The following is a 26,616-nucleotide window of genomic DNA, read 5'->3' as shown; positions in this document are numbered from 1 at the left end:
CACCGGTCCCGCCCCCTCCGCGCCGCACGGAGGGGGCGGACCGGTTTGCCGTCGTTTCCCCGTAATGCCGTATGTACTTTTCATAGCATTTCCCCATGAATGGAAGCGGCTGCGCTTCACGGGCGTTGTACCGGGGAATCACTTGGGCACGTGCCGCAGGCAGTGACCGGGAACGGACGGTCAATTTCCGTTTCTGCTCGCTCCTTTGGCGGGCGATCAGTAGCCTCAGCTCGAACACCGGATCGCCTACGCCTGGAGAGATAGATGGAGCGTCCCGCCTGGGCCCCACGCAGCATCGACATTTCGGTGCCGAGCGTTTCGCGCATCTACGACTACTACCTGGGCGGTTCGCACAACTTCGAGGTCGACCGGGAAGCGGCCCGCAGGGCCATGGAGTTCCTGCCGGGACTTCCCAAGATCATGCAGGCGAACCGGGCGTTCACCCGCCGCGCCGTGCGCTACGCCGTTGACGAGGGCATCACCCAGTTCCTCGACATCGGCTCCGGCATCCCGACCTTCGGCAACGTGCACGAAGTGGCCCAGGCGGCCTGTCCAGGCGCCCGCGTGGTGTACGTGGACCACGACCCGGTCGCCGTCGCGCACAGCGAGGCGGTCCTGGCCGGCAACGCGGACGCGGGCGTCGTCGCCGCCGACCTGCGCAAGCCCCGGGAGATACTCTCCAGCCCCGAAGTGCGGGGCCTGATCGACCTGAACCGGCCGGTGGCCCTGCTTCTCGTTGCGATACTGCACTTCGTGGAAGACGCGGACGACCCCTATGAGGCGGTGGCAGAGTTGCGTGACGCACTCGCGCCCGGCAGCCTGCTGCTGCTCACGCACGCCTCGTACGAGGGAATCCCGCTGCCGCCACAGCGGGCCGAGGGGGCGGTGGACGTGTACAAGGACATCCGCAACCCGCTGATCATGCGTTCGCGCGCCGAGATCGCGCGGTTCTTCGAGGGGTACGACATGGTGGAACCCGGACTGGTGCCGATGCCGCAGTGGCGGCCGGAGACCGCACCGGAGGACGAGGATCCCTACGCGTTCTCGGGTTTCGCCGGCGTGGGGCGTACGGCGTGAGCGCGGAACAGGACGGGCCCGAGGACAGACTGCGGCGGTTCGCGACGATCTGGAGCCGGGCGGTCTTCCCGGTGACCACGACGTCCGCGACCCGGCCGGAGTTCGAGGAACAGCTGCTGCCGCTGGCGCGACGGTTGAGTGAGGCCCTCCGTGCCAGGATCTTCGACGCGGACGAGGCGAGGGCGGTGGGCGCCGCCCTGGTCGCGGCGCACTGCACCGACCCGGAGGCACTGACCCGCACCCTGGACTGCGTCGAGGCCTATCTGGTGCTCTACTGCGGCGCGGACGGCGTCCAGGAGGACCTGCGGGCGCGCGCGGCACGGATCCAGCACGCCATGGCCGCCGGGTTCGCGAAGGCGTTGCGCGAGCGGACACTCGCCGAGCAGGAGGCCATCGCGCAGGCCGCGTTGCGGGCCCAGGGCGTGGTGGCGCAGGCACTGCACGCGAGCGAGGCGCGCTTCCGCGCGGTCTTCGAGGGCGCCGCCATAGGTATCGGCATCGCCGACCTGGACGGCCAGGTCCTCCAGGTCAACGGGGCCCTGCTGCGCATGTTCGGGCTGTCCGACCAGGCGCTGCGCAGCCGCCGGGTCCAGGACTGGACCCACCCCGACGACGGCCCCCAGATCTGGCGGCTCTACGACGAACTCGTCCGCGGGCGGCGCGAGCACTACCACGTCGAAAAGGCCTTCTACCGCCCCGACGGAACGGTCCTGTGGACCAACCTCACGGTCTCCCTGCTGCGCGACGCCGACGGCAACCCGCAGTACCAGCTGGCCCTCATGGAGGACACCACCGAGCGCCGGCTGCTCAACCTCCGGCTGCGTTACGAGGCCACGCACGACGCGCTCACCGGCCTGCCCAACCGCACCTTCTTCTTCGAACGCCTGGAGAAGGCGCTCGGCGCCGGCCCGGGCCAGCGGTTCGGGCTGTGCTACCTCGATCTGGACGGCTTCAAGACCATCAACGACAGCCTCGGCCACGCGGCCGGCGACCGGCTGCTCGTCGAGATCGCCGACCGGCTGCAGTCCTGCGCGACCGCGCCCGGCGAGATGGTCGCCCGGCTCGGCGGCGACGAGTTCGTGGCCCTGACCACCGGACCGGAGACCGAGCGCGAGGTCGACGAACTCGCCGCGCGGATCATGAACGCGCTGCTCGCGCCGGTCGGCATCGACGGCCGGGAGCTGACCGTGCGCGGCAGCATCGGCGTCGTCGAGGGCCCGGCGGGGGAGCACAGCCCGGCGGAGGTGCTGCGCAGCGCCGACATCACGATGTACCGGGCCAAGTCGGCCGGCGGCAACCGCTTCGAGCTCGCCGACCCGGAGGCCGACGCCCGGGCCATCACCCGCCACGGACTGACCACGGCCCTGCCGACCGCCCTGGACCGGGGCGAGTTCTTCATCGAGTACCAGCCGCTGGTCCACCTCGGTGACGGCAGCGTGCACGGCGCGGAGGCGCTGGTGCGCTGGCTGCACCCGCAGCACGGCGTGCTCGGCCCCGACCAGTTCATCCCGCTCGCCGAGCACACCGGGCTGATCGTGCCGCTGGGCCGATGGGTCCTCGAACAGTCGGTGCGCCAGGCCCGCGCCTGGCAGGAGCACCAGGACGACGCCGGCCCGCTGCGGATCAACGTCAACCTCTCCCCCTGCCAGCTCACCCACCCCGGCCTGGTCCAGGACACCGTGGAGATCCTGGAGCGCACGGGTGTCGAACCGGACGCGCTCTGCCTGGAGGTGACCGAGTCGGCGCTGATCGGCGCGGACGACGACCTGTTGAAGCCGCTGCGCAGGCTCGCCGAGATGGGCGTCGACATCGCCCTGGACGACTTCGGCACCGGTTACTCGAATCTCGCGAACCTGCGCCGGCTGCCGGTGAGCATCCTCAAGCTGGACCGTTCCTTCACGCAGAGCATGCAGCAGTTCCCGGCGGACCCCGTCGACCTCAAGATCGTCGAGGGGATCGTCTCGCTCGCCCACAGCCTGAACCTGGCGGTGACGGTGGAGGGCGTGGAGACCGGCGCCCAGGCCGAGCAGCTGCGGATACTGGGCTGCGACACCGCACAGGGCTGGTACTACGCCCGCCCCGGCCCGCCGGAGCGACTGCACGAGCTGGCGCTGATGGACGCGACGGGGTGAGGCCGTAGCCGTCGCTAGGTCCTGGCAGACGGGAATTGTCAGACAGGGCCTAGGGGGCGCACGCGCACCGCCCGCCGCGGCTCACCGCTCCAGCAGCATCCGCTGCAGCTCCCTGGCGGCGCGCGGTGGGGCCACGTCGCTGCGGTGAGCCAGCGCGATCGTCCGGTGCAGCCCGGGCCGGGCGAGCGGGGTCACCCGCAGCCCCCGCCCCGACCGCGTCGCCACCATGCGCGGTACGACGGCCACCCCGAGGCCCGCCCGCACGAACCCCAGCACCGCGTCCATCTCCCCGCCCTCCACCGCGAAGTCGGGCTCGAAGCCCTCGCCGCGGCAGGCGGCGACGGTCAGTTCACGCAGGTCGTAGCCGTGCCGGAACATGACCAGGCGTTCGCCCTCCAGGTCGGCGACGCGCACCGTCCGCCTACCCCGGCCCGGCGCGGGCGCTTCCGGCGACGACACCACCACCAGGTCCTCACGGAGCAGTTCCACCGTGGTCAGCGCGGGGGAGGGCGTCGGCAGCGGGAGGACGACCAGGGCCAGGTCGAGGGCGCCGCGGGCGAGCTCCCGTACGAGATCGTGCGAGCCGCCCTCCTCGATCAGCAGCCGGATGCCGGGATAGCGGTCGTGGAAGGCGCGCAGCACGTCCGGCAGCAGACCTGTGCACACGCTCGGTGTCGCGCCCAGCCGGACCCGGCCGCCGCGCAGCTGCACCAGCTCCAGCACCTCGTGCCGGGCGGTGTCCGCGTCGGCCAGGATCCGCCGGGCCAGTGGCAGCAGCGCCTCGCCCGCGTCGGTGAGGGTGATGTTGCCCCGCGCCCGCTGGAACAGGTCCGCGCCCAACTCCCGCTCCAGCGCCTTGATCTGCTGCGACAGGGACGGCTGCGCCACATGGACCAGCTCGGCGGCCCGGGTGAAGTGCCGGGTCTCGGCGACCGCCACGAAGTACTGGAGCTGCTGGAACTGCATGCCTCCACGATAGCCCCAGGCTATGGAATCAAGCCGGACCATGTCTTGGACCGATCGCGCGTACGCCCGTAGCGTCAGCGACATGGCTCTGGCAACGCGGACGGACCGACGGCCGTCCTTGGCACGCACCGTGTGGGACTCCTCCGTCGGGAAGAAGACCGTGATGGCGGTCAGCGGCCTGATCATGCTGCTGTACCTGGTCGCCCACATGCTCGGAAACCTGAAGATCTTCTTCGGAGCGGGCGAGTTCAACCACTACGCCCACTGGCTGCGCACCGTCGGTGAACCGTTCATGCACTACGAGTGGACGCTGTGGCTGATCCGGGTCGTCCTGGTGGTCGCCGTGGTCGCCCACGCCACGTCCGCGTACCAGCTCAGCCGCCGGGACATCAGAGCCCGCCCCGACAGGTACGTCCACAAGAAGCCGCGGGCCACCTACGCGACCCGCACCATGCGCTGGGGCGGGATCATCCTCGGCCTGTTCATCGTGTGGCACATCCTGGACCTGACGACCGGCACCGTGCACTCCGGCGGCTTCCAGGAGGGCCACCCGTACCAGAACGTCGTGGACACCTTCTCCACCTGGTACGGCAACGTCATCTACATCGTCGCGATGCTCGCCCTCGGCCTGCACATCCGGCACGGGTTCTGGAGCGCCGCCCAGACCCTCGGCGCCGGCAGCAGGGCCCGCGACCGCGCCCTGAAGACCGTCGCCCATGTTCTCGCGCTGCTGCTCACGGCCGGTTTCATCGCCGTGCCCGTGGGTGTCATGACCGGAGTGGTGAGCTGAAGATGACTTCCTACGCGGACTACCGGACCGGCGAGCCGATCGTCGATGCCAAGGCCCCCGAAGGGCCCGTCGAGGAGCGCTGGGACAAGCGCCGCTTCGAGGCCAAACTGGTCAACCCGGCCAACCGGCGCAAGCACACCGTGATCGTCGTCGGTACCGGCCTCGCCGGCGGGTCGGCCGGTGCCACCCTCGCCGAGCAGGGCTACCACGTCGTCCAGTTCTGCTACCAGGACTCCCCGCGCCGCGCCCACTCCATCGCCGCGCAGGGCGGCATCAACGCGGCGAAGGACTACCGCAACGACGGCGACTCGATCCACCGGCTCTTCTACGACACCGTCAAGGGCGGCGACTTCCGGGCCAGGGAGTCCAACGTCCACCGGCTCGCCCAGATCTCCGTCGAGATCATCGACCAGTGCGTGGCGCAGGGCGTCCCGTTCGCCCGTGAGTACGGCGGCCTGCTCGACACCCGCTCCTTCGGAGGCGTCCAGGTGTCGCGGACCTTCTACGCCCGGGGGCAGACTGGGCAGCAACTGCTCCTTGGCGCCTACCAGGCGCTGTCCCGGCAGATCGCGGCCGGGAACGTCGAGATGCATCCGCGGACCGAGATGCTCGACCTGATCGTGGTCGACGGGAAGGCGCGCGGGATCGTGGCGCGGGACCTGATCACCGGGCGCGTCGACACCTACTTCGCGGACGCCGTCGTCCTGGCGAGCGGCGGCTACGGCAACGTCTTCTACCTGTCGACGAACGCCATGAACTCCAACGCCACCGCCGTCTGGCGGGCCCACCGCCGCGGCGCCCACTTCGCCAACCCGTGCTTCACCCAGATCCATCCGACCTGCATCCCACGCACCGGCGAGCACCAGTCCAAGCTGACGCTGATGAGCGAGTCGCTGCGCAACGACGGCCGGATCTGGGTGCCGAAGGCCAAGGGCGACGACCGGCCCGCCCACCTGATTCCGGAGGACGAGCGCGACTACTACCTGGAGCGCATCTACCCGTCCTTCGGCAACCTGGTCCCGCGTGACATCGCCTCCCGCGCCGCGAAGAACGTCTGCGACGAGGGCCGGGGCGTCGGACCCGGCGGACAGGGCGTCTACCTCGACTTCGCGGACGCCATCGAGCGGATGGGACGGGGGGCCGTCGAGGCCAAGTACGGCAACCTCTTCGACATGTACCAGCGGATCACCGACGAGGACCCCTACGAGGTGCCGATGCGGATCTATCCCGCCGTGCACTACACCATGGGCGGCCTGTGGGTGGACTACGACCTGCAGACCACCGTCCCCGGCCTGTTCGCGATCGGCGAGGCCAACTTCTCCGACCACGGCGCGAACCGGCTGGGCGCGTCCGCCCTCATGCAGGGCCTGGCGGACGGCTACTTCGTGTTGCCGGCCACCATCAACGACTACCTCGCCCGCAACCCGCACCACGAGAGCGTCACCGCCGAACACCCCGTCGTACAAGAGGTGTTGGCCGAGACCGAGGACCGGCTGCATCTGCTCCTTGCCGTGGACGGCGACCGGACCCCCGACTCCTTCCACCGCGAACTCGGCGAACTCATGTGGGAGTTCTGCGGCATGGCCCGCACCGACAGCGGACTGCGCAAGGCGCTGGAGCGGATTCCGCAGATCCGCGACGAGTTCTGGCGGCGCATCAAGGTCCCGGGCGTCGGCGAGGAGTTCAACCAGTCGCTGGAGAAGGCCAACCGGATCGTCGACTACCTGGAACTCGCCGAGCTGATGTGCCTGGACGCCCTGCACCGGGCGGAGTCCTGCGGCGGCCACTTCCGCGAGGAGTCCCAGACCCCCGACGGCGAGGCCGCCCGCCGGGACGACGAGTTCGGGTACGCGGCCGCCTGGGAGTTCACCGGCACCGGCGAGGCGCCCGTCCTGCACAAGGAAGACCTGGTCTTCGAGTACGTCCATCCCACTCAGCGGAGCTACGCATGAAGCTCACCCTGCGCGTCTGGCGGCAGCAGAACGCCGACGCCGACGGCGCGATGTCCACCTACGAGGTGGACCACATCTCCTCCGACATGTCCTTCCTGGAGATGCTGGACACCCTCAACGAGGAACTCATCCTCAAGGGCGAGGACCCGGTCGCCTTCGACCACGACTGCCGTGAGGGCATCTGCGGAGCGTGCTCACTCGTCATCAACGGCGACGCGCACGGACCGGAGCGCACGACCACCTGCCAGCTGCACATGCGGTCCTTCCAGGACGGCGACACGATCGACATCGAGCCGTGGCGGGCGTCCGCGTTCCCGGTGATCAAGGATCTGGTCGTCGACCGGACCGCCTTCGACCGGATCATCCAGGCCGGCGGTTACGTCTCGGTGCCGACCGGCGCCGCACCCGAGGCGCATGCCACGCCGGTTCCGAAGCCGGACGCGGACTTCGCGTTCGAGCACGCGGAGTGCATCGGGTGCGGGGCCTGTGTGGCCGCCTGTCCCAACGGGGCGGCGATGTTGTTCACCTCCGCCAAGGTCAATCACCTCAACGTGCTGCCGCAGGGCGCGCCCGAGCGGGAGACCCGGGTGCTGGACATGGTGGCGCAGATGGACGAGGAGGGGTTCGGTGGGTGCACGCTCGCGGGAGAGTGCGCGACCGCCTGCCCCAAGGGGATCCCGCTCATGTCCATCACCGGGATGAACAAGGAGTGGCTGCGGGCCGCGCGGAAGGTCAAGCGGTGACGCCGTAGGGGGCGGTCGTCGAGTGGCTGCGGGCTGTGGCCGGCCGCGCCCGCGCGGCCCGGGCGGGCACAGTGAAAGGACCCCTTGAAGGGGGACGGAGAACGTTCGCCGAGAACGTGCGGACGGGCGGGGCCGGGAGTGGTGCTCATCCCCGGCCCCGTCTCGCATCGGGTGGCCGCCGGCCCGACGCGCACCGGCGAACCAGGGGCCGCACACGCCGCAAAAGGGACGGACCGTGCGGGAGTCCGCGCAGTTCAACCTCCCCACATCCGCGCTCCTGGCTCAGGTCACGTCCGCGCCAACCCGGGTCGGAAGAAACAGGGTGTACCGCCACCGTCCCCGAGTTGGCCCGTGCCCTGGAGAGAGCCATGACCGGCGTTTCCACGCTCGTCCGTCCCCCGCAGTCGACCGCTCCCGTCCGCTACACCGTCACCCTCGCCCGCGACGAGGCCGACGTGCGGGCCGCGCAGCGGCTGCGCCACGAGGTCTTCGCCAAGGAGATGGGGGCCCTGCTGACCTCCCCGCAGCCCGGTCTCGACGTCGACCCCTTCGACTCCTACTGCGACCACCTGCTCGTCCGCGACACGGTGACCGGTCAGGTCGTCGGCACATACCGGCTGCTGCCGCCGGAGCGGGCCGCGATCGCCGGACGCCTCTACTCCGAGGGCGAGTTCGACCTCACCCCGCTCGACCCGATCCGCCCCGGGCTCGTCGAGGTCGGCCGCTCCTGCGTGCACCCCGACCACCGGGACGGCGCGGTCATCGGCCTCATCTGGGCCGGCATAGCCCGCTACATGGTCGACGAGGGCCACGAGTGGCTCGCCGGCTGCTGCTCGATCCCGCTCGCGGACGGCGGCGCCCTCGCGGCCGGCACCTGGGACCGGGTACGGGACAAGCACCTGGCCCCGGAGGAGTTCCGGGTGCGGCCGCTGCTCCCCTGGGTGCCGCAGGACGTGAGCGTCCCGGCGCGCACCGAACTCCCCGCGCTGCTGCGCGGCTATCTGCGGCTCGGCGCCTGGGTCTGCGCGCAGCCCGCCCACGACCCGGACTTCGGGGTCGCCGACCTGTACGTGCTGCTGTCGATGCGCCGGGTCAACCCGCGCTATTTGCGGCACTTCCTCTCCCTCGTCCCGGCCTGATGAGCGTCTGGCTGCCCGGAGCGCCCTGCACTCCGGGGGCGTGCGTGGAACGGACGGCGGCCGCCGCGGCCGTACCGCGGGCCGTGCTGCGGCTGGTGGCGGTCACGGCCCTGGTGCTGGCCGGGGTCGTGCTGTCGACGCTCGGCTTGCGGGGGAGGATCCCGGCCGGACCGGTGAGGCGGTGGTGCCTGTGGATCGTGCGGGCCGCCGGGGTCCGGGTCCGGATCACCGGCGCCGCCCCGCCCGCCGGAGGACTGCTCCTGGTCGCCAACCACATCTCCTGGCTGGACATCCCGCTGCTCGCCGCCGTCCGCCCGGCCAGGATGCTCGCCAAGGGGGAGATCCGGCGATGGCCGGTGGCGGGGCCGCTCGCGGCGCGCGGGGGTGTCCTGTTCATCGACCGGGACCGGCTGCGGGCCCTGCCCGGCACGGTCGCCCACGTCGCGGACGTCCTGCGGACGGGCGGGGCCGTCGCGGTGTTCCCCGAGGGCAGCACCTGGTGCGGGCGCGCCCAGGGGCACTTCCGCCGAGCCGTGTTCCAGGCCGCGCTCGACGCGGGCGTCCCGGTGCAACCGGTGCGTATCCGCTACCGGCTCGCCGGGGGAGCGGCCAGCACCGCGCCCGCCTTCGTCGGCGACGACTCCCTGCTCGCCTCGGTGTGGCGGGTGGTGTCGGCACGGGGGCTGGTGGCCGAGGTCGAGGTACGCACGGTGATCGCACCGGGCCACCACCCCGACCGCCGCACACTGGCCCGGGCCGCACAACTGGACGCCCTGCCCGAGCCGGACCCCGTCCATACGGTCTCGATGGCATGGGGGGCGTCCTGACGAGGCGTGCGACTTGGGCGGCGTCGGCGGGAGTTCGACGGCCGGGGCGCCGAGCGCGGCCGACCGGTCCGCGCTCCGTCGGCGCCGCTCACGACCGGGGCGGTCGAATCGGTCGCCCAAGCGGACTGTGACCCGCCCGGCACCTGGCGGCGCACGCGAGCTGACACCACCCAGCCCGTCCGGCGTTTGAGGACGAGGCCCGTCCAGGGCCGACAGCGGGGGCCTGGGGGCGCAGCCCCCGGGGACGGGACGGGTAGGGGCGGCGGGGGCGGGAATCAGGCCTTCAGCGCACCGAGCTGATCCAGGAACCACTGCGCCGGCGGCAACGCCGTGGCCGCTCGGTCATGTCGGCGGGGTCAGCCGTGTCAGCGCCGTCAGCCCCGGCAGCCCTGCGAGCCCCGTCCGCCCGGTCGGCCCCCGTCGCCTCAGTCGTCCCCGGACAGCGCCCGCCTCAGATACCTGGCCGTAGTGCTCCCCTCCGCCCGCGCCACCTCAACCGGCGGCCCCGCCGCCACGATCCGTCCGCCCGCGTCGCCGCCACCCGGCCCGAGGTCGATCACCCAGTCCGCGCCCGCGACGACCGCCATGTCGTGCTCGACGACGACCACCGTGTGCCCGGCGTCGACGAGAGCGTGCAGCCGGCCCATCAGGACCTCGACGTCGGCCGGATGCAGACCGCTCGTCGGCTCGTCGAGGAGATAGAGGGTGTGACCGCGGCGCCCGCGCTGCAACTCGCTGGCCAGCTTGATGCGTTGGGCCTCCCCGCCGGACAGCTCGGTCGCGGGCTGGCCCAGACGCGGATAGCCGAGACCGACGTCCAGCAGGGCGCCGAGACTGCGGGCCACGGCCGGGGTGTCGGCGAAGAACTCCGCCGCCGCCTCGACGGTGAGGTCGAGCACCTGCGCGATGTTCCGCCCCCGGTACGTCACTTCGAGCGTCTCGGGGTTGTAGCGCGCGCCGCCGCAGTCCGGGCAGGGGGCGTAGGTGCTCGGCAGGAACAGCAGCTCGACGGTCACGTACCCCTCGCCCTGGCAGGTCTCGCAGCGCCCTCCGGGCACGTTGAAGGAGAAGCGGCTGACGCCGTAACCCCGCGAGCGGGCCTCGTCGGTGGTCGCGAACACCTTCCGCACCACGTCGAACAGGCCCGTGTACGTGGCCAGGTTGGAGCGCGGGGTGCGCCCGATGGGCTTCTGGTCGACCGACACCAGCCGCCGTACCCCCGGCAGGTCCTCCGTGATCTCCCCGATGAGTGTGGACTTGCCGGATCCTGAGACGCCCGTGACCGCGGTGAGCACACCGAGGGGGAACTGGGCGCTCACCCCGCGCAGGTTGTGCCGGGTGACCGGACCGACCTTCAACTCACCGCGCGCCGGGCGCACTTCGCGGTCGGGTGCGGGGGACCGGTCGAACAGGAACCGGGCCGTGGCGGACTCCGCGACACCGGCCAGCTCCGCCACCGGCCCGCTGTGCAGCACCCGCCCGCCGTGCTCGCCGGCGAGCGGTCCCACGTCCACCAGCCAGTCGGCGCCGCGTACGACATCGAGGTGGTGCTCCACCACGAACACCGAGTTCCCGGACGCCTTCAAGCGCTCCAGCACGGTCAGCAGCGCCTCGGTGTCCGCCGGGTGCAGTCCGGCGGACGGTTCGTCGAGGACGTACACGACTCCGAACAGTCCGGACCGCAACTGGGTGGCCAGCCGCAGCCGTTGCAGTTCGCCCGCCGAGAGGGTCGGGGTGGCCCGGTCCAGGCTCAGGTAGCCGAGGCCGAGCTCCACCACGGGTGCGATACGGGACCTGAGGTCGGCGGTGAGTACCCTGCCCGCTTCCGAGGCGGCGGTTTCCAGAGCGGCCGCCAGCTCCACCAGCGGCAGGGCGGCCAGGTCGGCGATCGTGCGGCCCGTGAAGGTCACCGCCAGTGACTCGGGACGCAGCCTGCTGCCGCCGCAGGCCGGGCAGGGGGCGCTGGTGAGGAAGCGTTCCGCCCTGGCCCGAAGGGTGGGGCTCTTCGAGTCCGCGAACGTCTTCATCACGTACCGCCGGGCGCTCATGTACGTGCCCTGGTAGGGCCGTTGGATGCGTTCGGCGTCCCGGACCGGGTGCACGGTGACGACCGGCTGCTCGTCCGTGAACAGGATCCACTCGCGCTGCTCGGTCGGCAGCTCCCGCCAGGGCCGGTCGACGTCGTACCCGAGCGCGTCCAGGATGTCCCGCAGGTTCTTGCCCTGCCAGGCGCCCGGCCAGGCGGCCACGGCGCCGTCACGGATCGACAGTGACGGGTCGGGGACCAGCGACTGCTCCGTCGTACGGTGCACCCGGCCCAGCCCGTGGCACTGCGAACACGCCCCGGCCGTCGTGTTGGGGGAGAAGGCGTCCGAGTCGAGCCGCTCGGCGCCCGGCGGGTAGTCACCGGCCCGGGAGTACAGCATCCGCAGGGAGTTCGACAGATTGGTCACCGTACCGACGGAGGAACGGGACGTCGGCGCCGACCGGCGCTGCTGGAGCGACACCGCGGGCGGCAGGCCGCTGATCTCACCGACCTTCGGCGCCCCGACCTGGTGGATCAGCCGACGCGCGTACGGCGCGACCGACTCGAAGTAGCGCCGCTGCGCCTCCGCGTAGATGGTGCCGAACGCCAGCGACGACTTCCCCGACCCCGACACGCCGGTGAACACGGCCAGCACGTCCCGGGGGATGTCGACGTCCACATCCCGCAGGTTGTGTTCACGGGCACCGCGAACGCGGACGTATGGGTCGTGCGAGTCGGACATGAGGGGGGCACTCCGTACGGGTCTGCTGGACGGGTTTCCTGGCCGGGCCGAGGACAAACCCCGCGATCCTATGCGAACCAGGGCGGGCCGCCGGGCAGCGGGGGCTCAGCGGGCGGTGATCCGGGCGAGCCGCCGATAGGAGTCCAGGAGGGCCTCCCGGTCGTAACCGCTCGTGGTGACCAGGACCTCCTGGGCCCCCGTCTCCTTCAGCACCGTCTCCAGCTCGTGCGCGACCTGCTCCTCGGTGCCGGCGATGTGCCCGGTCAGCCCGGACTCGTAGAAGCCGCGTTCCTTCTCGGTCATCGCCAGGGCCTCCACGCGCTCGGCGGGCGGCAGCGGCGGGAAGGTGCCGTGGGTGCGCGAGTACGCCATCGACCAGGCCTCCGGTATCAGCAGCCGCCGGGCCTCCTCGGGCGTGGCGGACACCGCGATCGTGCCGGAGATGACGACGTACGGCTCCCGCGCCCAGGGCGAGGGGCGAAACCGCGTGCGGTAGTGGTCGATGCCGCGCCGCATCTTCTCGCGGTTGCGCAGGTCTCCGATGACCATGGGCAGCCCGGCGTCGGCCGCGATCGTCGCGCCCTCACCCATGGCCAGGACGAACGGCGGCACCGTCAGCCCCTCGGCGGGACGCGCGTGCACGCCCGTGGGAGAGGTGCCCCGGAACCAGCCGAGCAGGTCGTCGAGGTGCGCCGCGAAATCGTCCGCCACGTCCTTGCCGCGCCCCAGCGCTCTGCGCACCCCGTCCGTGAAGCCGACGGAACGGCCGAGCCCCATGTCGATCCGCCCGGGGAAGAGGGACTCCAGCACCCCGAACTGCTCGGCCACGACCAGGGGTTGGTGGTTGGGCAGCATCACCCCGCCGGTGCCGACCCGGATCCGCTCGGTCGCGGCGGCCACCGCGGCGGCCAGCACCGTCGGCGCGGAACCGGCGACGCCGGGCACCCCGTGGTGCTCCGACACCCAGAACCGGTGGTAGCCCAGCTGCTCCAGTTCCCGCGCCATGCGCACGGTGTCGCGCAGCGCCTCGGCGTTCGCGTGGCCCTCCCGGGTCCGGGAACGGTCGAGGACGGAGAAGCGGGTGGCGGCGATCAGGGAACTCACATGGGGTTCAACGCGTGGCGGGCGATGACATTCCCGTCCGCCGTCGGCCCGGCCGGGCCCGGGAAATCCGGGTGACCGCGATCGGCCTGGTCAGCACAATGGGACACACCCTCCGCGGCGGCCGCACCTCCACCACGTCACACCCAAGGAAGGCGGCCGACCGTGACCGTCCCGAACCTCCTGCTGTCCGGCGTCGTCGGCTCCACCGCGTACGGACTCGCCCACGCCGGCTCCGACGTCGACCGCCTCGGCCTCTTCGCCGCGCCCACCACCGAACTGCACGGCCTGCGCGGCCCGAAGGAGTCCCACGTCACCACGGCACCGGACCGCACCCTGCACGAGGCCGCGAAGTGGTGCCGGCTCGCCCTCGGCGGCAATCCGACCGTCATGGAGCTGGTGTGGCTCCCGGACGAGCTGTACGAGCTCCGGACGCCGCTGGGCGAGGAACTCATCGGCATCCGTACGTCGTTCCTGTGCGCGAAGCGCGTCCGGGACGCCTATCTCGGTTACGCCACCCAGCAGTTCCGCCGGCTGGAGAACCGCGGCGACGGCTCGTTCTCCGCGGACACCCGGGGGCGTACCGCCAAGCACGCCCGGCACCTGAAACGGCTGTGCCACCAGGGTCTCCAGCTGTACGCCACCGGCCGGTTGGAGATCCACGTCGAGGACCCCGAGGAGTACCACGCGTTCGGCGACCGGGTGGCCGCCGACCCGTCGGCGGCGCTGTCCCTGCTGCACCACTACGAGACCGCCTTCGACGAGACCCGCGGTGTGCTGCCCGAGGAGCCCGACGAGGCGGCGGCGGAGGCGTGGCTGCACCGGGTCCGCCGCCACTTCTACACCGCTGAACGGTGACGGGCGGTCGGTGGTCGGCTGTACTCCTGCGTCCGGCTGGGATGCTCAACGCCGGGACCGGACGCGCGCGTCCCTGGGCGGGCGGATGAACTGCAACTCCAGCGTGAGCGGCGGCTCGGCGACACCGGGCCCGCCTGCCGCCGCCCACCGCACGACCTCCTCGGTGCTGTCGTCGTCCATGACGAACCCGATCCACACCGCCCGCCCGCCGGCCCGGCGCCCTGCCGCCGACGGGCGGACCACGATCACGTTGGCCTGGTCGCAGGGGCCCAGGCAGTCGGTCGTGCGGACCCGGAAGCCGTGTTCGGCCGCACCCGCCCGCAGCAGCTCCAGTTGCCAGGCCGGGTCGGTGCCGGGTTGTTTGCGGGCGTTGCCGCAGCAGCAGCCCCGGCAGACGACGAGCGTGCAGGAGGCGGAGCCGGACAGGGGCGTTCGGGGCGTCGAAGGCATGGGACAAGCATGGGGCCCACGCTGATCACGCGATGGCGCCGGGGTGCCCGTCTCCCACGTCGTCTGTGGCCGCCGGGGGCGTGGGGGCCGCCAGGTGTCCAGTGCCTGTCGCGGCACTAGGGTGGAACGTGTGACCGACCGCAGCAGTCTTCCGCTGGCCGTGTTCGACCTGGACAACACCCTCGCCGACACGGCCCACCGGCAGCGGTTCCTGGAGCGCAAGCCGCGTGACTGGGACGGCTTCTTCGCCGCCGCGCCGCAGGACCCGCCGCTCGCCGAGGGCGTGGCGCTGGTCCTGGAGAGCGCTCGGGAGTGCGAGGTCGTCTACCTCACCGGCCGGCCGGAGCGCTGTCGGCGCGACACACTGGACTGGCTCGCCGCGCAGGGCCTGCCCGAAGGGCGTGTGTACATGCGGCGCGACCACGACCGCAGGCCCGCCCGGCGCACCAAGCTTGAGACCCTCCGCCGTCTCGCCGACACCCGGGAGGTCCGGGTGTTCGTGGACGACGACGAGTTGGTGTGCGAGGACGCTGAACGGGAGGGCTTCAGGGTCGTACGGGCACGCTGGGCGGCCCAGTCGGCGGAGCTCAAGGTGGCTCAGGAACGGGAGGGGCGGACCTGACGCCACTCCGCCCGGACCGAGGCGCCGCCGGGACCCGGGTTCGGGACGTCAGGGACGTCAGTCCGACTCGTCGAGCCGGAAACCCACCTTCAGGCCGACCTGCCAGTGCGCCACCTGTCCCTCCTCGATCTGGCCCCGTACCTGGGTGATCTCGAACCAGTCGAGGTTGCGGAGGGTCTGTGCGGCACGAGCGATGCCGTTGCGGACGGCCTGGTCGACGCCCTCGGGCGAGGTACCGACGATCTCCGTGACCCGATACGTGTGGTTCGACATGCGGGGCTCCTCTCCGCGGTGACCGCGGTGTCACCTGTGCCGGCGCGCCTCGGTGCGCCCTGGCCCGTCACTCCACCGTGCCCCGAGCGCCACACAGAGGCAGGCATAAAAGTACGATATTGCTACCCATCCAATGATATAAGAATCACATCCAAGGGCGTGACTGCGCGCGACTCTGGTCCGCGCGGTGCGCCCGTGATCTGTGATTGGGGGTTGAGAGGAGACCATGCGGCGGTTCAAGAACGCGATGTCCCGGCAGGCGCCAGTTTCCGTGGCGCGCCGCCCCGTCTACCGCGCGGAGACCCGGGCACGCTGGTACTGCCCCTTCTCGGTCTGTGTGGACCTGCTGGCCGCGGCCCTGCCGGTCGGCGCGGCGATCGTGAAGGTCCACGAACCCCACCCGCTGCGCCTGGCTGCCACTGCGGCCCTGCTGTGGCCGCTGATCGGCGTGATGAGCAAGCGGTACACGTCCTTGGCCTGGGGCGACAAGGGCGGCCTGCGGGCCGTCGTACGGGACTGGCTGGTCCTGGTCGGCGCTCTGGCGACGCTCCGTGTGATCTGCGGGCTCGACAGCGTGCCCGCCGAGGCGTTCACGGCGCTCATCCCCGCACTGGTCCTCACCGGCCTCTGCCAGAAACTGATTCACCGTCACCTGCTGGCGGCCCGCCGGGAAGCCCGCGCGCTGCGCCACGTGCTGGTCGTGGGGGAGCCCCCGACCGTCGACGCCGTGGTCGAGCAGCTCGCCCAGCGCACCGACCACGAGTACGTGATCGTCGGATCCTGCCCGGTGGGCGAGGGTGAGGTGCGCTCCGGGGTTCCGGTGTGCGTGCGACTGCCCTGCGAGGAGCCCGAGACACCCGAGGCGGACGCCACGGCGGTGCTCGGGGCTGCCGACGAACTCGCGGCCGACCTGGTCTTCGTGGCCCCGGGCCGGTACCTGTCCGGCGAGCGGGTGCGCCGGCTGTCCTGGATGCTGCACGACCGGGGCCGCTCGCTCATGGTGCTGCCCGGCATCGTCGACGTGGCGCGTCGACGGGTGCAGCTGACCTCGGCGGCCGGCCTCACCCTGCTGCACATCGCACCGCCGCTGCAGCGGGGTGTGCACACGCTGGCCAAGTCCGTGGTGGACCGGGTGTGCGCCCTGGTGTTGATCATCCTGCTCTCGCCGCTGCTGCTGGCGCTGGCGCTGGCGGTCCGGCTGGGGTCGCCCGGCCCCGCTCTCTACCGGCAGACCCGGGTCGGCTGGAACATGACGCCGTTCGCCATGTGGAAGTTCCGCACGATGGTGGTCGACGCGGACCGGCTCAAGGGCGGGCTGGAGGCGCAGAACGAGAACGACGGCCACATGTTCAAGATGCGCCGGGACCCCCGGGTCACTCCCGTGGGGCGCGTCCTGCGCCGATTCTCGCTGGACGAACTGCCCCAGCTGTTCAACATCCTGTTCGGCCACATGTCCCTGGTCGGTCCCCGCCCTCCGGTTCCCGAGGAGGTGGTCAAGTACAACGGGACGGAGATGCGCCGGCTCATGGTCAAACCGGGCCTGACCGGGTTGTGGCAGGTGAGTGGACGGTCGGATCTGTCCTGGCGGGAAACCGTCGCGCTCGATCTGCGCTACGTCGACAACTGGTCCCTGGCCGGGGACATGAACGTCATGGTCCGCACCGTACGCGCGGTGCTGGACGGCCAAGGAGCCTACTGAGCACGAGCCTGCTGAGCACGGAGGTGTCCCCGAGGGGCGTGCCGTCGACCCCCGGCACGCCCCTCGGGGCGGGTCCTCCATCCGGGCAGGTCTGCCGCCAACACGCGGTGATCGCGGGTGATCCGTCCGCGGGGACGTGAAGGATCCCGGACGTGGACGTCTTGGGCCTCGGGAAGGGACACCGTCATGGCGCAGACCACAGCCGCACAGACCACAGCCACAGCCGAACAGCCCGCAGCCGAACAGCCCCCAGTGGCACAGCCCGCAGGCGCCCCGCTCCCGGGTGACGCCGGAGCGCAGACGCCGCACCGGCCCGTCGTGACGCGAACCCTCCGGGGCTTCACCGGTGCCGGCTACGACAAGGGGCGGCCCGTGCTGGTGCAGGCGGCCTGGTTCGCCGCCCTCCACCTGCTCTTCGTCAAGTGGTGGTTCCCGGCCCGGCTGCGGCCGGCCCTGCTGCGTGCCTTCGGCGCTCGGGTCGGACAGCGGGTGCTGATCCGGCGAGGGGTGCGGATCCACTGGCCGTGGAAACTGGACGTCGGCGACGACGTGTGGATCGGCGAGGACGTCTGGATCCTCAACCTCGAACCCGTCACGATCGGCAGCGACTGCTGCGTCTCGCAGAGCGCGCTGCTGTGCACCGGCAGCCATCGTCGCCGGTGCGCCACCTTCGAGTTCGACAACGGCCCCATCCGGTTGGAGCCGGGGAGCTGGGTCGCGGCCCGCGCGGTCGTGCTGCGCGGTGTCACCGTCGGCCGGGGCGCGGTGGTGGGCGCGGGCGCCGTCGCCCACCAGGACCTCGCACCGGAGTCGGTTCTTACCGCGCGCGCCACGTCGGCGACGGCTGCGTCCGCGTCAGCGAAGGGGGCCACGGCATGAGACTGGTCCATGTGGTCACGCTGGTCAGCGACGACGGTGCCTTCGGCGGACCGACGAGCGTGGCCGTCGCCCAACTGGGGGAGTGCGCCGAACGCGGCCACGACGTGACCCTGGTGTCGCTGTGGCGGGGCCGGACACAGGCCTCGGACCGCATCGGCGCCGTCCGTTTCGTCTCCCGCCCGGCCAAGCGCCTGGTCCCGGGCCGGGGATGTCTGGGACTCATGCATCCCCTGCTGCTGCGTGACCTGTGGCGCACCATGGGGCGTGCCGACGCCGTTCACCTCCACGCGGGACGGGACCTCGTCTCGCTCGCCGCGCTCGCCGTCGCCCGGCTGCGGCGCAAGGACTTCGTCACCCAGACGCACGGCATGGTCGAGCCCCGTACCGGTGTCGTCGCGCGGGTCTTCGACCGTCTGTACGTTCCCTTGCTGCGCCGGGCACGCTGCTGCCTCGTGCTCACCGACCGGGAGCGGCGGTCCCTGACCGCGGTGCTCGGCCCGGACGGGCCACCGCTGGTGTCGCTGCCCAACGGCCTGCGCACCACCGGTGACGGGCCGGGGCCCCGGCCGGGCGACGACCGCGAGGTGATCTTCCTCGCCCGGCTGCACCCGCGCAAACGCCCCGAGGCCTTCGTCGAGATGGCGGCCCTGGTGCACAAGGAGATCCCCGAGGCACGCTTCACCCTCTACGGAGCGGACGAGGGATCCCTCCCGGCGGTGAACCGGCTCGTCGCGGACCGCGGGCTGACCGAGGTGGTCTCCTACGGCGGCGCGCTGAGCCACTCCGCGGCGCTGGAGGCCTACCGGAGAGCCGCCGTGTACGTCCTGCCGAGCGTGCACGAGCCGTTCCCGATGACGGTCCTGGAAGCACTGGCCGAGGGGACACCGGTCGTCTGCACGGACAGCAGCGGCATCGCCGCCGAACTGGAACGCAGGCACGCCGCACTGGTCACCGACGGCAGCCCGCAGGCCATGGCGGACGCGGTGGCCGCACTGCTCGCCGACGAGGGGCTGCGCGCCGGACTTGCCGAGGCCGGCCGCCGCGCGATCGACGAGGTCTTCTCGATCCGCGCGGTCGTGGATCAGCTGGAGGACATCTACCGGGACCGACCGGGATGCCGGTGACCGGGCGCTGAAAGTGCCGGCCACCTCGGGCCCGTCGGACCGACGGCGAGCCCAAGGTGGCCGGCACTCCCTGCGATCACGCCTCCCTCAGCGGGCGGAGACCCGGCCCGCCGCCCGCAGGATGTCCTCGAAGCGGGAGGCACAGTGCTCCAGGGCGAACTCCCGCTCGGCCAGGGCACGGCTCTCCTTGCCCAGCGACTCGGCGCGCGCCGGGTCGGAAAGGACCTCCTGGACCCAGACGGAGGCCTCCTCGAGTGAGGACTCCTCCGGTGGGAAGACGGCCGACCCCGCCTGATGGAGCAACTGCGAGGCCAGGTTGTCGGCGGGCATCAGCCCGAGCACGGGGCGCCCGGCGCACAGATAGGACAGGGTCTTGGACGGCACCGAGAACTCCCCCGCGTCCGCCGCCAGCAGGACGACGAGGAGATCGCCCGTGCCCAGCACCTCGGGCAGTCGCTCGTAGGGCTGGAAGGGCAGCAGCGTCAGATCGACGCCACGCGCGGCCGCCGCCTGCCTGAGGACGGGCACCGCCGGGCCGTCGTTGACGACGACGAGACGTACCGGAGTGCCCCGGTCACGCAACCGCTCGGCCAGCCGCACCAGCAGCACCGGGTTGTGCTTCAGGCCCAGGGTGCCGGAGTACAGCAGCGTGCGCACACCGCTCAGACCCTGCTCGTCGGACCAGGCGTTGGCCCGGGCCACCGGGACGATCTCGTCCAGCGGCGCCCAGTTCGGAATGACGGTCACCTTGCCGGAGGTGCCCCACTGCCGGTGGATCCGCACGAAGGACTCGGCGATCACGACGATGGCCGAGGCCCGGCGCGCCGCCCACTTCTCGCCCGCCCCGAAGACCCTGGCGGCGACGCCCATCGACTTGGCGACGTCGGCGGCGGCGAAGCTCTTGAGCGCGACGGCGGTCACGTCCTGGTGCCACAGCACCCACGGGATGCGCAGCCGCCGCAGCACCGCCGCCGCCACCACCAGCACCGGAATGGGCAGGTTGGACAGCAGCGCCACATCGGGTCTCTCGCGCTGCACCTGCCGGGCGAGTTCGAGACCCAGCAGCGTCTCCTGGCGGAGCCGGTGGAAGTAGGCCTCCTTCCGCAGCGCGGTGCTGTCCCCGATGGTGACGAAACGGAGGCCGGGGACGTCCCCGGCGAGGTTGCCCTTGCCGGAGACGTAGGCCGTACAGGTCGAGTGGACGACATCGTGGCCGCGTCGCGCCAGTTCCCGGCTCAGCTGGGCCTGGAACGGGTGGCCGCTGTAGTCGTGGACGAGGATCCTCATCGGTTGTCCGTGTCCTGATACTCGGTCGGGTGTCACTGGTGGGAGCGCTTGACCTGGTCGTAGACCCAGGCGTAGGTCCTCTCCAGACCGTCGGCCAGGGCGATCGACGGCTCCCAGCCGTGGATCTCGCGGATCAGGGTGTTGTCCGAGTTGCGTCCGCGCACCCCCTGCGGGGCGTCGAGCCGGTAGCTGCGCTCGCAGCGGACGCCCGCGATCTGCTCGACGATGTCGACGAGCTGGTTGATGGTCACCAGCTCCGACGAGCCGAGGTTGACCGGTACGCCACTGTCCCCGGCCATGATCATCTGGCTGCCGTGGAGGCAGTCGTCGATGTACATGAAGGAGCGGCTCTGCTCCCCGTCGCCCCAGATCTCGATCCGGTGCTCGCCCGAGAAGACCGCCTCGGCGACCTTCCGGCACACCGCCGCGGGAGCCTTCTCCCGGCCTCCGGTCCAGGTGCCGTGCGGGCCGTACACGTTGTGGTACCGGGCGACACGGGTGACGAACCCGTAGTCCTCGGCGTAGTGGCGGCACATGCGCTCGGAGAAGAGCTTCTCCCACCCGTAGCCGTCCTCCGGCTGCGCCGGATAGGCGTCCTCCTCCTTGAGGGCGGTGACGTTCGGGTCGGTCTGCTTGTCGGCCGCGTACACGCAGGCGGAGGAGGAGTAGAAGTAGCGCTCCACACCGGCCTCGTGCGCTTCCTTGAGCATGTGGGTGCTGGTCAGCACCGACATCATGCACGCGGCCTTGTTGTTCTCGATGAAGCCCATGCCCCCCATGTCGGCGGCCAGCATGTACACCTGGCGGGCGCCCCGCACTCCCGCGCGAGCACTGTCCGGGAGCGACAGGTCGGCGATCACGTTCTCGGCGCCCTGGTGGACCTGGTACCACTCGTGCCGGGGCTTGATGTCGATGGAGCGGACGGTCAGTCCCTGGGCAAGTAGGTCCCCCACCAGGTGACCACCGATGAAACCCCCGCCTCCGGCGACGACGACGTCGACCTGCTTGCTCATGCGCAACTCCTCTGGGATTCCGGAGATCTGATGTGCGGTCAGCCGACCCAGCGCTGCGTGACGCCCGTTCCAGCACCGGTTGCGCGGAGACCTGCGCGATAAGCTATGCAGATTTGTCATGATTTGGGGTAAAAGGCACGCCGCCCGATATCCACAATCACCCGATGACTCTGTCCGGGTATGGCCGCGTTGAAGTGGGTGAATCATGCGCGCCTAGGATGATTTGCGAATTAAAGGCGCTATATATCTTTCAGTGAAGATTCAGCCTGAATACTCGTTCGGCAGAGAGGTCGGGATGCAGGACGCGCGCGTCCGCAGTGTGGCTGCGGTCTCTGTCTGGGCCGTGGTGCTGACCGTCTTGCTACCGGGGCTGATCCTCCAGTCGCACGGCCTGCACCTGTCGGCCGCACTCGCTCTGCAAGGTGTCGTCGTGGCGCACACCGGTGGTGCGCTCGCCCGGGTGCTCTCCGCGACCACGATGCGGTTCGTCGCCTTCGGCTTCTGGGTCTTCGCCTACATCTGGCTCGGCCTCGCGCCCCTGGCGATGCTCGCCACCGACACCTACCCCTGGTCGTACCGGACCAGCGAGGTGACGACCGTCGGGGCGGTGGCGGTCATCGAACTCGGACTCGTCGCCTACAGCGCCGGAGCGGCCCTCGCCGCCCGAAGGGGCCGCGCAAGCGTGGCCCCCACCGCGCCGGGGTTCCTGGAGCGCCTGCTCGCCCGCCGTCTGGCGCCCTGGCGCCTGCTGGCGCTGTGCGGGGTCGCCCTCGTGTTCGCGGTGCTGCTGATCTCGGGTCAGCCCGGCCGGCTGGGTGCGTACTTCACCAGTCGGCAGGCCATCACCAAGTTCGGCGCCACGGACAACGTGGACGGTGCCTTCGTGCAGGTCCTGCTCAGCTGGTCGCTGTCCGTGCCCGCGTTCTGGGCGCTGCTTGGCCTGCTGCGGGTACCGCGCCTGTCCGGCGGCGACCGGTGGCTGCGCGGTGTCCGCTGGCTGCTGCTGCCGGTGCTCCTCGCACTGAACGTCGTCGTCAACAACCCCATCAGCAAGCCCAGGTTCTGGGTCGGCACGATCCTGCTGACCCTGCTGTTCACCATGCCCTGGTTGCGTCGGCCCCGTGTCTTCCGCGTCGCGGCGGTCGGACTCATCGCGGCGCTCCTGCTCGTCTTCCCGTACAGCGACTACTTCCGCTACTCCGACCGGGAGGACGTCACCGTCGTCTCGCTCGCCGACCAGTTCACCGGCAACGGTGACTACGACGCGTTCCAGCAGGTGCAGACCGGGCTCGACTACGCGCGGGAGAACGGATACTCCCCCCAGGACGCGCTCGGCCCCGCGCTGTTCATGGTGCCGCGCACGATGTGGCCGGAGAAGCCGGACGACACCGGCATCACCCTCGCCGAGTACGCGGGATACGACTTCGTCAACCTTTCCGCACCCCTGTGGATCGAGAGTTACCTGTGGGCCGGCCCCTGGGCGGTGGTCGTCGTGTTCTGCCTGTTCGGCGCGGCCGGACGGCGTATGGACGACGTACACCACCGGCTCCGGGACCAGGCAGGCACCCTGGCGGCGCTGTTGGTCCCGGCCTTCGCCTTCTACCAGATGGTCCTCCTGCGCGGCAGCCTGCTGGGCATCGCGGGCCCGCTGACGCTGCTGGTGACCGTCCCGCTGCTCATCAGCACCCCTACCGGCAGGGCATCCCGGTTCCCCTCATCGGCGGTGCCGACCGGACCCATCCGTCATGCATCGATCTCCGGAACAGGAGGGCACCCGTGACCGGCCCCACTCCATTCGACGACCGGTACGACGAGCCGGACCAGCTACGCGACCAACTGCGCCGGCTCCTGCGCCACCGTGTCCTCATCACGCTGGGCATCCTCCTGGGAGTGCTCGGCGGGCTGGCTCTGTCCGTGCAACGAGCCCACACCTACGCCGCCACCAGCGAAGTCCTGGTGCGTTCCACCACCGACCCCTTCGGGGCGGTCGGCGTCTCCGCCGACAACCAGGTCAGCATGAGCACGGAGCAACGGATCGCCGGCAGCGCGGGCGTCGCCCACCAGGCGGCGCTCCTCCTGGGCCGAACCGGCAGCCAGGCCGGCGTGCTCGGGGCCCGGGTACGCGTCTCCAACCCGATGAAGTCCCAGGTACTCCGCTTCGAGTTCACCGCCCGCTCGCCGGAGCGCGCGGCGCGCGGCGCCAACGCCTTCGCCCAGGCCTATCTCGCCGACCGCAAGATCCGTAACAACGCCACCGTGCAGCGGGCCATCAGCGCCCTGGAGCAGCAGATCGCCGTGCTGAACCAGCGGCTGGCCCAGCAGCAGCTGGAGCGCGCGACGGCGAAGCCCGCCGCGCAGAACCAGCTCTACAACCTGCAAAAGCGCGTCCTCGACATCAAGTCCCGCGACACCGACGGCGGTGACATCGTCCGCGCGGCCCAACCCCCCACCCTGCCGGTCGGGCCGGGCCTGCGCACCCTGCTCGCCCTCGGGCTGGCCTGCGGTCTCCTCCTCGGCATCGTGCTGGCCTGGGTGCGCTCCGCCCTGGACACCCGGGTCCGGTCGGTCGGTGAGGTGCGGGCCGCCCTGCGCTCGCCGGTGCTCGGCATCCTGCCGTCCGACGACGGCGGCGACGACGCCCTGCTGACGGTCGGTCACACCGACAGTCCCCGCACCGAGGCATACCGGGCCCTGGCCTTCAGGCTGCGGCAGATGGGCGGTGCCGCGGGTCCCGGCCAGGTACTCGTCGTGGCCCCCCGCCGGGCCGGCGCCGCCGAGGAGGTCGCCGCCAACCTGGCGGCCGCCCTCCGCGAGGAAGGGGGCGACGTGCTGTTGCTGGACGCCGCTCCCGACACCTCCGGCCTCGCCGCCCGGCTGCCGCTGGTTCCGTACGAGGCATCCGCCACGGGGGAGGGGTACCCCACCGACGGCGGCGTCGTCGTCGACGCCGGTGCCGCCGGCCGGTTCGCCTTCGCGTCGGGCGGTGTCACCGGACCGTTCACCCGGGCGACCACCTCCGAGACGGACGGGACGGGGTCCGAGACCACCTCGTCCACCGTCGTCGTCTCGGGGCCCTTCCTCGCGCACGCCGACGCACTGGCGGTCGCCCAGCGCGTCGACGGCATCCTCGTCGTCGCCGGTCTCGACAAGACCCGGCGGGACGACCTCAGGCAGGTGCAGGAACTGATCGGCTGTGCCGGCGGACGTCTTTTCGGGGCCGTGCTCGACGCCGGGCGCCCGCGCCGTCGTCTCCGTGCCCTGTTCCGCCGCCCGAAGCACCGCCGCCCGTCGTCCGTCGACGCGGCGTCCATGGATCTGCCCCTGCAGGACGACCTGCTCACGGTCTCCCGTCGATGACCGCCCCCGAAGCGACCACTCGTCGCCGCGCCGGGGCCACCGCCCCGAGCGCGGTGGCCGTGGCCGCCCGGGGCGGATGGTGGGGGATGGCGGGTTCCGTCGCGAACGCCGCCTTCTCCTTTCTTCTGGTCGGTCTGATCACCCGTGCCGTCGGGGCGAGCGGGGCTGGTGCCATCTTCACGGGCGTCGCCCTGTTCACCATTCTCAGCAACGCCTGCAAGCTCGGTGCCGACACCGGGCTCGTCCGCTTCGTCCCGCGCGACCTCGCCGTCGGCGACGGCCGCTCGGTCGGCGCGCTGCTGCGCATGGCCGTCCTTCCGGCGGCGCTCGTCGCCACCGCGGCCGCCGTGCCCCTGGTCATGTTCCCCGCGGTGGCCACCACGCTCCTGCCCGAACTGCCTCCCGCGGACGCCATCGCCCTGGTCCGGCTCTTCGGGCTCTTCCTGCCCACCGCCACCGTGGGCGCGGTCCTGCTGGGCGCGTCCCGGGGCTACGGGACGGTGGTGCCGTTCGTCGGCGTGGAGCAGATCGGCAAACCGGTCCTGCGGGTGCTGATCGCCGTACCCGTGGCCTGCTACGCGCCCGGACTGTTGTCCCTGGCCTCGGCCTGGCTGCTGCCCGCCCTGGCAGGCTCGGTGGCCGCCTGGATCGCCCTGCGCCGCTGCCGCGCCCGCCACGGGACGACGTACCCCACAGGAAACGGCACCCTGCCCTGGCGGACCTTCTGGGGCTTCTCCGCCCCCCGCGCCGTCTCCTCCGTCTTCGACATCAGCGCGGCGTGGATCGGCGTCATCCTGCTGTCCGTCCTGGCCACCGCGGACGAGGCGGGGGTGTACACCGCCATCGGCCGCGTCGTCACCGCGGGCACCCTCATCCAGCTCGCCGTCCGGCTCGCCGTCGCACCGGAGCTCAGCCGTCTGCTCGCGGTCGACAAGGTCCGCGAGGCGCACGAGCTGCACCGCGTGTCGACCTGCTGGATCGTGCTGTTCTCCTGGCCCCTGTTCCTCCTCGTCGCGGGATTCCCCCAGACCGTGCTGTCGGTCTTCGGACCGGAGTTCGTCCACGGCGCGCCGGCCCTGGTGGTGTTGTGCGCCGCCTCGATGGTGAACGTCGCGGTCGGCAACGCGCAGACCGTGCTCCTGATGGCCGGCAAGAGCTCCTGGCACCTGGCCGTCACCGCGGCGGCGTGCACGGTCCAGCTGATCGTCGGGTTCTTCGCCGTGCCGGCCTGGGGGGTGCTCGGCGCCGCAGTGTCCTGGGGCGCGGCCATCATCGTGGAGAACCTCGCGGCGGCCGCGCTCATCCGGTTGCGTCTCGGCTTCAGGTCCGTGGACGGCGGATACCTGAACGCCCTGGTCCTCGGGCTCGTCGTCTCGGTCGTGCTGACGGCCTCCCGCGCGCTGGAAGGTGACACGCCATCAGGACTCGCCGTGGGAATGGCCTTGGGAATGTGTGTATTTGCTATTAGTTTGTGGCGATATCGGGCGTCGCTGAGAGTGAGCGAGCTGGTCGGAGTGCTGCGCCGCCGCGCCGCATGAGCCCAGCCACGGTCGACCGTC

The 26,616-nt window shown here is 71.4% G+C and carries 22 protein-coding genes; 15 read left to right on the top strand and 7 right to left on the bottom strand.

Features of this window, described 5'->3' with window-relative positions:
• Positions 1–264 precede the first annotated feature (264 nt).
• Together ABZ027_RS29190 and ABZ027_RS29185 are read left to right on the top strand one after the other, a co-directional pair.
• Entirely contained in the window at positions 265–1,077 is an 813-nt protein-coding gene (locus ABZ027_RS29190; protein WP_356773528.1) for an SAM-dependent methyltransferase, read from the top strand.
• Positions 1,074–3,209 (top strand): EAL domain-containing protein, encoded by a 2,136-nt coding sequence (locus tag ABZ027_RS29185; RefSeq protein ID WP_356773526.1) that lies wholly within the window; start codon positions 1,074–1,076, stop codon positions 3,207–3,209. The genes ABZ027_RS29190 and ABZ027_RS29185 overlap by 4 nt, the downstream gene beginning before the upstream one ends.
• An 81-nt stretch (positions 3,210–3,290) precedes the next feature.
• Here ABZ027_RS29185 and ABZ027_RS29180 read toward each other — a convergent pair whose 3' ends face one another.
• Complete coding sequence (locus ABZ027_RS29180) at positions 3,291–4,175, bottom strand: LysR substrate-binding domain-containing protein (protein ID WP_356773524.1); 885 nt, start codon at positions 4,173–4,175, stop codon at positions 3,291–3,293.
• A 118-nt stretch (positions 4,176–4,293) separates the two neighbouring features.
• Between ABZ027_RS29180 and ABZ027_RS29175 the strand changes: the two genes are divergently transcribed.
• From ABZ027_RS29175 to ABZ027_RS29155, 5 genes are all read left to right on the top strand, one after another.
• Positions 4,294–4,965 carry a succinate dehydrogenase gene (locus ABZ027_RS29175; RefSeq protein WP_356773582.1) on the top strand — a complete coding sequence of 224 codons (672 nt, stop codon included), beginning with the start codon at positions 4,294–4,296 and terminating at the stop codon, positions 4,963–4,965.
• 2 nt (positions 4,966–4,967) lie between these two features.
• Positions 4,968–6,917 carry a fumarate reductase/succinate dehydrogenase flavoprotein subunit gene (locus tag ABZ027_RS29170; protein ID WP_356773522.1) on the top strand — a complete coding sequence of 650 codons (1,950 nt, stop codon included), beginning with the start codon at positions 4,968–4,970 and terminating at the stop codon, positions 6,915–6,917.
• Positions 6,914–7,660, top strand: coding sequence for a succinate dehydrogenase/fumarate reductase iron-sulfur subunit (locus tag ABZ027_RS29165; protein WP_356773520.1), 747 nt, complete (start codon positions 6,914–6,916; stop codon positions 7,658–7,660). The genes ABZ027_RS29170 and ABZ027_RS29165 overlap by 4 nt, the downstream gene beginning before the upstream one ends.
• A 368-nt stretch (positions 7,661–8,028) precedes the next feature.
• A complete protein-coding gene (locus ABZ027_RS29160; protein ID WP_356773518.1) occupies positions 8,029–8,799 on the top strand; it encodes a GNAT family N-acyltransferase in 771 nt (256 codons plus the stop codon).
• Positions 8,799–9,626, top strand: a complete 828-nt coding sequence (locus ABZ027_RS29155; protein WP_356773516.1) for a 1-acyl-sn-glycerol-3-phosphate acyltransferase — start codon at positions 8,799–8,801, stop codon at positions 9,624–9,626. The genes ABZ027_RS29160 and ABZ027_RS29155 overlap by 1 nt, the downstream gene beginning before the upstream one ends.
• Before the next feature lie 425 nt (positions 9,627–10,051).
• Here ABZ027_RS29155 and ABZ027_RS29150 read toward each other — a convergent pair whose 3' ends face one another.
• Both ABZ027_RS29150 and ABZ027_RS29145 read right to left on the bottom strand, forming a co-directional pair.
• Positions 10,052–12,394 carry an excinuclease ABC subunit UvrA gene (locus tag ABZ027_RS29150; protein WP_356773514.1) on the bottom strand — a complete coding sequence of 781 codons (2,343 nt, stop codon included), beginning with the start codon at positions 12,392–12,394 and terminating at the stop codon, positions 10,052–10,054.
• 105 nt (positions 12,395–12,499) lie between these two features.
• Positions 12,500–13,498: an LLM class flavin-dependent oxidoreductase gene (locus ABZ027_RS29145; RefSeq protein WP_356773512.1), complete on the bottom strand. Its 999-nt coding sequence runs from the start codon at positions 13,496–13,498 to the stop codon at positions 12,500–12,502.
• Positions 13,499–13,660: 162 nt separating this feature from the next.
• Between ABZ027_RS29145 and ABZ027_RS29140 the strand changes: the two genes are divergently transcribed.
• Entirely contained in the window at positions 13,661–14,353 is a 693-nt protein-coding gene (locus ABZ027_RS29140) for a nucleotidyltransferase domain-containing protein (protein WP_356773510.1), read from the top strand.
• A gap of 45 nt (positions 14,354–14,398) precedes the next feature.
• On the opposite strand, the gene ABZ027_RS29135 is transcribed toward ABZ027_RS29140, so the two are convergent.
• Positions 14,399–14,803, bottom strand: a complete 405-nt coding sequence (locus ABZ027_RS29135) for a (2Fe-2S) ferredoxin domain-containing protein (RefSeq protein WP_356773508.1) — start codon at positions 14,801–14,803, stop codon at positions 14,399–14,401.
• A 130-nt stretch (positions 14,804–14,933) separates the two neighbouring features.
• On the opposite strand from ABZ027_RS29135, the gene ABZ027_RS29130 reads away from it, so the two are divergent.
• A complete protein-coding gene (locus ABZ027_RS29130; protein WP_356773506.1) occupies positions 14,934–15,425 on the top strand; it encodes a hypothetical protein in 492 nt (163 codons plus the stop codon).
• Positions 15,426–15,482: 57 nt separating this feature from the next.
• Here ABZ027_RS29130 and ABZ027_RS29125 read toward each other — a convergent pair whose 3' ends face one another.
• Positions 15,483–15,698: a dodecin gene (locus ABZ027_RS29125; protein WP_356773504.1), complete on the bottom strand. Its 216-nt coding sequence runs from the start codon at positions 15,696–15,698 to the stop codon at positions 15,483–15,485.
• Positions 15,699–15,924: 226 nt separating this feature from the next.
• Here ABZ027_RS29125 and ABZ027_RS29120 point away from each other — a divergent pair, with 226 nt between their 5' ends.
• The 3 genes from ABZ027_RS29120 to ABZ027_RS29110 all read left to right on the top strand — a co-directional run bounded on the left by ABZ027_RS29120 (position 15,925) and on the right by ABZ027_RS29110 (position 19,400).
• Positions 15,925–17,397: a sugar transferase gene (locus tag ABZ027_RS29120; RefSeq protein WP_356773502.1), complete on the top strand. Its 1,473-nt coding sequence runs from the start codon at positions 15,925–15,927 to the stop codon at positions 17,395–17,397.
• Between the two features lie 186 nt (positions 17,398–17,583).
• Complete coding sequence (locus ABZ027_RS29115) at positions 17,584–18,276, top strand: putative colanic acid biosynthesis acetyltransferase (protein ID WP_356773500.1); 693 nt, start codon at positions 17,584–17,586, stop codon at positions 18,274–18,276.
• Entirely contained in the window at positions 18,273–19,400 is a 1,128-nt protein-coding gene (locus ABZ027_RS29110; protein WP_356773498.1) for a glycosyltransferase, read from the top strand. Before ABZ027_RS29115 ends, ABZ027_RS29110 begins: the two co-directional genes overlap by 4 nt.
• 87 nt (positions 19,401–19,487) lie before the next feature.
• Here ABZ027_RS29110 and ABZ027_RS29105 read toward each other — a convergent pair whose 3' ends face one another.
• Together ABZ027_RS29105 and ABZ027_RS29100 are read right to left on the bottom strand one after the other, a co-directional pair.
• Positions 19,488–20,687 (bottom strand): glycosyltransferase family 4 protein, encoded by a 1,200-nt coding sequence (locus ABZ027_RS29105; RefSeq protein ID WP_356773496.1) that lies wholly within the window; start codon positions 20,685–20,687, stop codon positions 19,488–19,490.
• 32 nt (positions 20,688–20,719) lie between these two features.
• The gene (locus tag ABZ027_RS29100) at positions 20,720–21,700 is read right to left on the bottom strand and encodes an NAD-dependent epimerase/dehydratase family protein (RefSeq protein ID WP_356773494.1); all 981 of its coding nucleotides are present in this window, start codon (positions 21,698–21,700) and stop codon (positions 20,720–20,722) included.
• 295 nt (positions 21,701–21,995) lie between these two features.
• Here ABZ027_RS29100 and ABZ027_RS29095 point away from each other — a divergent pair, with 295 nt between their 5' ends.
• From ABZ027_RS29095 to ABZ027_RS29085, 3 genes are read left to right on the top strand one after another with little or no spacing between them, the layout of a single operon-like run.
• The gene (locus ABZ027_RS29095) at positions 21,996–23,480 is read left to right on the top strand and encodes a hypothetical protein (protein ID WP_356773492.1); all 1,485 of its coding nucleotides are present in this window, start codon (positions 21,996–21,998) and stop codon (positions 23,478–23,480) included.
• Positions 23,477–25,057 (top strand): hypothetical protein, encoded by a 1,581-nt coding sequence (locus tag ABZ027_RS29090; protein WP_356773490.1) that lies wholly within the window; start codon positions 23,477–23,479, stop codon positions 25,055–25,057. The genes ABZ027_RS29095 and ABZ027_RS29090 overlap by 4 nt, the downstream gene beginning before the upstream one ends.
• A complete protein-coding gene (locus ABZ027_RS29085; protein ID WP_356773488.1) occupies positions 25,054–26,595 on the top strand; it encodes an oligosaccharide flippase family protein in 1,542 nt (513 codons plus the stop codon). Before ABZ027_RS29090 ends, ABZ027_RS29085 begins: the two co-directional genes overlap by 4 nt.
• Positions 26,596–26,616: the final 21 nt, after the last annotated feature.

The organism is Streptomyces sp. NPDC006332, assembly GCF_040612855.1.
In the GTDB taxonomy this organism is placed as follows: Bacteria; Actinomycetota; Actinomycetes; order Streptomycetales; family Streptomycetaceae; genus Streptomyces.
Note: the sequence above shows the minus strand (reverse complement) of the source record. Positions and strands in the feature narration are given on the sequence as shown.

Coding starts and splice junctions, on each gene's coding strand:
- ABZ027_RS29125 (WP_356773504.1), bottom strand. CDS start 15,698: ATGTCGAACCACACGTATCGGGTCACGGAGATCGTCGGTACCTCGCCC.
- ABZ027_RS29100 (WP_356773494.1), bottom strand. CDS start 21,700: ATGAGCAAGCAGGTCGACGTCGTCGTCGCCGGAGGCGGGGGTTTCATC.
- ABZ027_RS29105 (WP_356773496.1), bottom strand. CDS start 20,687: ATGAGGATCCTCGTCCACGACTACAGCGGCCACCCGTTCCAGGCCCAG.
- ABZ027_RS29095 (WP_356773492.1), top strand. CDS start 21,996: ATGCAGGACGCGCGCGTCCGCAGTGTGGCTGCGGTCTCTGTCTGGGCC.
- ABZ027_RS29155 (WP_356773516.1), top strand. CDS start 8,799: ATGAGCGTCTGGCTGCCCGGAGCGCCCTGCACTCCGGGGGCGTGCGTG.
- ABZ027_RS29190 (WP_356773528.1), top strand. CDS start 265: ATGGAGCGTCCCGCCTGGGCCCCACGCAGCATCGACATTTCGGTGCCG.
- ABZ027_RS29115 (WP_356773500.1), top strand. CDS start 17,584: ATGGCGCAGACCACAGCCGCACAGACCACAGCCACAGCCGAACAGCCC.
- ABZ027_RS29135 (WP_356773508.1), bottom strand. CDS start 14,803: ATGCCTTCGACGCCCCGAACGCCCCTGTCCGGCTCCGCCTCCTGCACG.
- ABZ027_RS29165 (WP_356773520.1), top strand. CDS start 6,914: ATGAAGCTCACCCTGCGCGTCTGGCGGCAGCAGAACGCCGACGCCGAC.
- ABZ027_RS29120 (WP_356773502.1), top strand. CDS start 15,925: ATGCGGCGGTTCAAGAACGCGATGTCCCGGCAGGCGCCAGTTTCCGTG.
- ABZ027_RS29085 (WP_356773488.1), top strand. CDS start 25,054: ATGACCGCCCCCGAAGCGACCACTCGTCGCCGCGCCGGGGCCACCGCC.
- ABZ027_RS29110 (WP_356773498.1), top strand. CDS start 18,273: ATGAGACTGGTCCATGTGGTCACGCTGGTCAGCGACGACGGTGCCTTC.
- ABZ027_RS29160 (WP_356773518.1), top strand. CDS start 8,029: ATGACCGGCGTTTCCACGCTCGTCCGTCCCCCGCAGTCGACCGCTCCC.
- ABZ027_RS29170 (WP_356773522.1), top strand. CDS start 4,968: ATGACTTCCTACGCGGACTACCGGACCGGCGAGCCGATCGTCGATGCC.
- ABZ027_RS29180 (WP_356773524.1), bottom strand. CDS start 4,175: ATGCAGTTCCAGCAGCTCCAGTACTTCGTGGCGGTCGCCGAGACCCGG.
- ABZ027_RS29150 (WP_356773514.1), bottom strand. CDS start 12,394: ATGTCCGACTCGCACGACCCATACGTCCGCGTTCGCGGTGCCCGTGAA.